The 4,490-nt window shown below is 38.9% G+C and carries 4 protein-coding genes; 3 read left to right on the forward strand and 1 reads right to left on the reverse strand.

The window, feature by feature from the left end:
* Positions 1–123: 123 nt before the first annotated feature.
* Positions 124–747 (reverse strand): alpha/beta hydrolase, encoded by a 624-nt coding sequence (locus P5683_RS23060; RefSeq protein ID WP_006621073.1) that lies wholly within the window; start codon positions 745–747, stop codon positions 124–126.
* Positions 748–1,049: 302 nt separating this feature from the next.
* Here P5683_RS23060 and P5683_RS23065 point away from each other — a divergent pair, with 302 nt between their 5' ends.
* The 3 genes from P5683_RS23065 to P5683_RS23075 all read left to right on the forward strand — a co-directional run bounded on the left by P5683_RS23065 (position 1,050) and on the right by P5683_RS23075 (position 4,357).
* On the forward strand, positions 1,050–2,150 hold the full coding sequence (locus P5683_RS23065; protein ID WP_046319905.1) for a DUF262 domain-containing protein: 1,101 nt from the start codon (positions 1,050–1,052) through the stop codon (positions 2,148–2,150).
* Between the two features lie 3 nt (positions 2,151–2,153).
* Complete coding sequence (locus P5683_RS23070; protein ID WP_046319899.1) at positions 2,154–2,867, forward strand: MAE_28990/MAE_18760 family HEPN-like nuclease; 714 nt, start codon at positions 2,154–2,156, stop codon at positions 2,865–2,867.
* 62 nt (positions 2,868–2,929) lie between these two features.
* Positions 2,930–4,357, forward strand: a complete 1,428-nt coding sequence (locus P5683_RS23075; RefSeq protein WP_315641089.1) for an SGNH/GDSL hydrolase family protein — start codon at positions 2,930–2,932, stop codon at positions 4,355–4,357.
* Positions 4,358–4,490: the final 133 nt, after the last annotated feature.

Here is a 4,490-nt window from a genome sequence, read left to right on the forward strand (position 1 = left end):
TTTCGCCCATTTCAGCTCTATTTCATACCCGAAGGTCTCGCACCATACTTGGTATTATACCGTATTGCCGTAAAATGTTAACCTAATTTGAGATTAAATCATGCTCTCTTTTATATTAAAGGGTTAATGGTTGTTAGGCAGGGTTTTGATCACAAAACTTTGTATTAACCCCAAAATATCGGGACAAATCTCGTGACCCATGTTGTACTCATGATATTCCACCGTTGCCCCTAATTTCTGGAAACTGTCCCGCGCCTGGTGAGCCGCTCCGAGGGGGACGACCATATCTTGTTTACCGTGAGCCATTAAAATCGGCGGTAGGGGGGTCTGTTGGGGTTCTGGTTTAAAGTGTAAGTAGCCACTGAGTACAATCAGACCAGCGAAACCCATTGTCCGTCCGACATCAAAAGTCATGGCTCCCCCCTGGGAAAAACCGCCTAAAATCGTGCGCTGTGGTGGTATTCCAGTAGTTTGGGCGATCGCGTTTAACCAATCAATTAGTTTTTCCCGGCTTTCCTCAATTCCCTCATATTCCTGAGTTTCTAAGGCGTACCAAGCGCGACCCCCCGGAACTTGTGGGTGAGGAAAGGGAGCTTCTGGGAACTCAAACCAATAATTCGGTAATCTCAACATGGGAGCCAAAAAGGTCAGATCCTCACAATTCGCACCCCAACCATGCAGGAATATGATTAAACCTTCGGGATTTTCCGGGTTTTCTGATTTGACTGTATATGAGTGTAACGACATATTTAATTCTGACCTGTTGGTTTACTTATCGCTATCCTACATGACTTATAAAAAACACTCAAGCCATGGGGATATTTATCACTTAAATAATATCTGATATAGCCAGATATTTCCAGGCATAGCCGGGCGAGCTATATAGTCTACATCCATTGACAATTTAAAAAGTATGTGGTAAATTTCCAGGCAGTCCTAAATTACTGATAAACATAGTGGCAGTTTAACCCCGCAGTGCCAAAATCTGGCATTGGTTGCTAATCATTGATTATCTCTACCATGATGATACACCTATTTTAATTGTCAATATGTCGAATACAGAAGTTATTAATACCGCCAAAGTCGAGTCAGCCGAAAATCAGATTAGGGAAAACCAAAAGCGGATTGACTACAATACCCTTGAATATCCCATTGAGGTATTAGTGGATAAATATTTAACTGGAATTGATGAGGACACCAACGAAATATTTATACCTGACTACCAAAGAGAAATGGCTTGGGATGAGCAGCATCAGTCCAAATTTATTGAATCGATTTTTCTGGGTCTTCCAATTCCCTATATTTTCGTCGCTGATGTTTCCAAAGAAGAAGATGATCAAGATTACTCACGGTTAGAAATTATAGATGGAACCCAGAGAATACGAACCTTAGCTAGATTTATCCATAATCAACTTAAACTTTGTGAACTCCAAAAGTTAACCGCATTAAACGGGTTTCATTTTCGATATTTGTCTCCATCTCGTCAGCGACGATTTCTTAGAAATACTATTCGATTAATTAAATTAACTGAAGATGCTGATGAAGAAGTCCGCCGAGATTTGTTTGAACGGATTAACTCAGGAAGCATTGAACTTAACCAAATGGAAAAACGAAGAGGGAGTCAGCCAGGATTATTTTTAAACTTGATAGAAGAGTTATCAAAGGAGCCAAAATTTATCAGCTTATGTGCTTTTTCGGAAGCATCTATCAAGAAACGTGATCCTCAAGAGTATGTTTTGAGATTCTTTGCTTTTTTAGAAAAATATAAATCTTTTTCGGGAAAGATTCATGATTTTTTAGACGACTACTTAAAGGAGAAAAATGAACAATTAAAGCAACATCAAAATCCCACAGCAGAATTAGAGCGTATGCGCTATGAATTTATGTCAATGCTATCGGTAATAGAAACATACTTTCCTGAGAGTTTGCGAACAGGTAAACATAAAATTAGACCTATAACTCGCATCAAATTTGAGTCTCTATGTGTAGGTGTGGCTTTGGCTTTGCGTGAGCAAAAAGATTTAGTTCTCAAGTCTACAGACTTCTTGAAATCACAAGATTTTAATGAGTATACTAAAAGTGATGCTAGTAGTTCTGGTAATAAAGTTAGCCGTCGAATTGAGTATGTTCGTGACCAGGTTTTGGGTTAATCTATGGATAGTACATTATGGGCATATTTTAATAAACAGTCTGTAGAAGTTAGTCAATACTTTATGTTTCTTAAACGACTGGAGCAAAAAACCACGATGATAGACAATTATAAACTTTGTATTGGTGATATCAATGCCAGCACAATGATTCATAAATATGAACAAATTTATTTTAATACTGATATCGAAAAAACTCTCAAAGCCAATGGTTTTTTATTGCTATATAATTTGGTGGAGGGAACTATGAGGAGAGCCATTGAATATATATTTGATTACCTCGATACTCATCAAGTGAATTTTGATGTTTTGAGACGAGAGATGAAGATAGTGATATTAAAGAATATCCAAAAGCGATCGCCTGCAAAAATTATAGATAAAATTGATAAAATCTCTCTGGATATTATCATTGAAACTTGGAATAATGATGATGTTTTTTCGGGAAATATAGACGCTAAAAAAATCAAAGATGTAGCCCAAACTTATGGTTTTTCGAGTAAAGTATCCCCTCGAAGAACCCAAAATAGTGAGGATTTATTGTCTATAAAGAATCATAGAAATGATTTAGCACATGGTTTAAAATCCTTTAATGATATAGGCAGAGATACCACGGCTAAAGAACTTTTTATCATTAAGAATAGAGTGATAATTTATCTACGACAAATTATCATCAATATCGAAAATTATTTAGCAAATCAAGAATATTTAAAAACCCCGTAAATTAACCCCAGGGTAAAATATCCTGCTATACTGTGTAAGATTTGACATCAGAGGAAGGGAATATGCTTTCTGATATTATTACCCAAAATCGCTTAGATCTGGGTCTCGGTACTTTTGGTGACGATGTGATCATTATCTCGGAGTTACCACCGGAACAGCTTACTCGTTTTAGCGCTTCTCCCCTGACGGAGGCGATCGCTCTTTTGGAGGGTGATGATTATATCATCAATGATGACCCAGAAGGGCGCATTTTGTTAGGAAACCAGGGTAATGATACTCTCATCGGTCATTCGGGTAATGATACCATCTATGGCGGTCAGGGTAATGATTTGATTATTGGTGGTTCTGGGAATAACATTTTATCAGGCGATCGCGGTTTAGACACCCTCACTGGTGGAGATGGAATTAATGAATTTATACTATCCCAGTCAAGTGCGGATCAGGATCTAATTACCGACTTTAAACCAGGTATTGATAAATTGCGCTTGTTTAGGGGAGCCACCTTTTCAGATTTAGACATTGAACAATCGGATTCATCCACTGTAATTGAGTTCAATGGTGAAACCTTAGTCACCCTCAATAATGTCTCGGCTAATTCGTTAACCATTGATGACTTTATCGAGGCTCTGCACTTCGAGGAAATCTATATATTTGGTGATAGTTTATCCGATACCGGAAACGCTTTTATCGCCTCGGAAGGACAAGTTTTAGCAGGATTACCCTACTTTCAAGGTCGCGCCTCTAATGGGTTATTATGGGTAGATTATTTGGGGGATAAACTGAGTTTAAATCCCGTCAATTTTAGCGAACAATCTCCCTCAAATGAGGGGATTAATTTTGCCTTTTTTGGGGCTAATACTAGCGGTTTAAATACCACAGAACCGGGATTATTCCCGGGTTTGGAAAATCAATTACAGGCTTTTATTGCTCCTTTGTTAGCATCGGGTCAAACAGCTAATCCTAATGCCTTATATACCCTCTGGGTTGGCGCTAATGATTACTTAGCGGGACGACAGACTGATGGTACTATTCCGGTTAATAATTTAACTGAAGCTGTAACTTCTCTCTATCAGTTTGGGGCGCGGGATTTCCTGATGTTAAACTTACCACCATTAGGAGAATTACCAGTAGCGAGATTTAACCCCCTAGATCCCGTCGATCCAGTTAATTCTTTTGATGCGGAGGAACTGAACCGCCTCAGTGCAGAACATAATCAAGGTTTACGGGAAGCTGTAGACCAATTAAATCAAAACCTACCTGGTGCTAATGTGAGTTTATTTGATGTGGGTGGTTTATTTGAGGATGCGATCGCCAATCCTGAACAATTTGGATTAACCAACGTTACCGACAGTAGTATATCATTTATATTAGGAACCATTGCTGATAATCCAGAGCAGTATTTATTCTGGGATATCCTACACCCCACCACCACCACTCATCAAATTATCGCCAGTGATGTCTATGAGCAACTGCTGATAGATTATCAGTAACTTTCCGATTTCCGCCTCACCCTAACCTCTTGGTGATTTAGCGCCAGTATCCCTACCCCCTATATCTTGTTCAATTGCTTGACACTCCCCGGCGTGAACGCACGGGGATTCTTTGTTCTACGACACGACTTGT

The sequence above is a fragment of the Limnospira sp. PMC 1279.21 genome, assembly GCF_032349615.1.
Lineage (GTDB): Bacteria > Cyanobacteriota > Cyanobacteriia > Cyanobacteriales > Microcoleaceae > Limnospira > Limnospira fusiformis.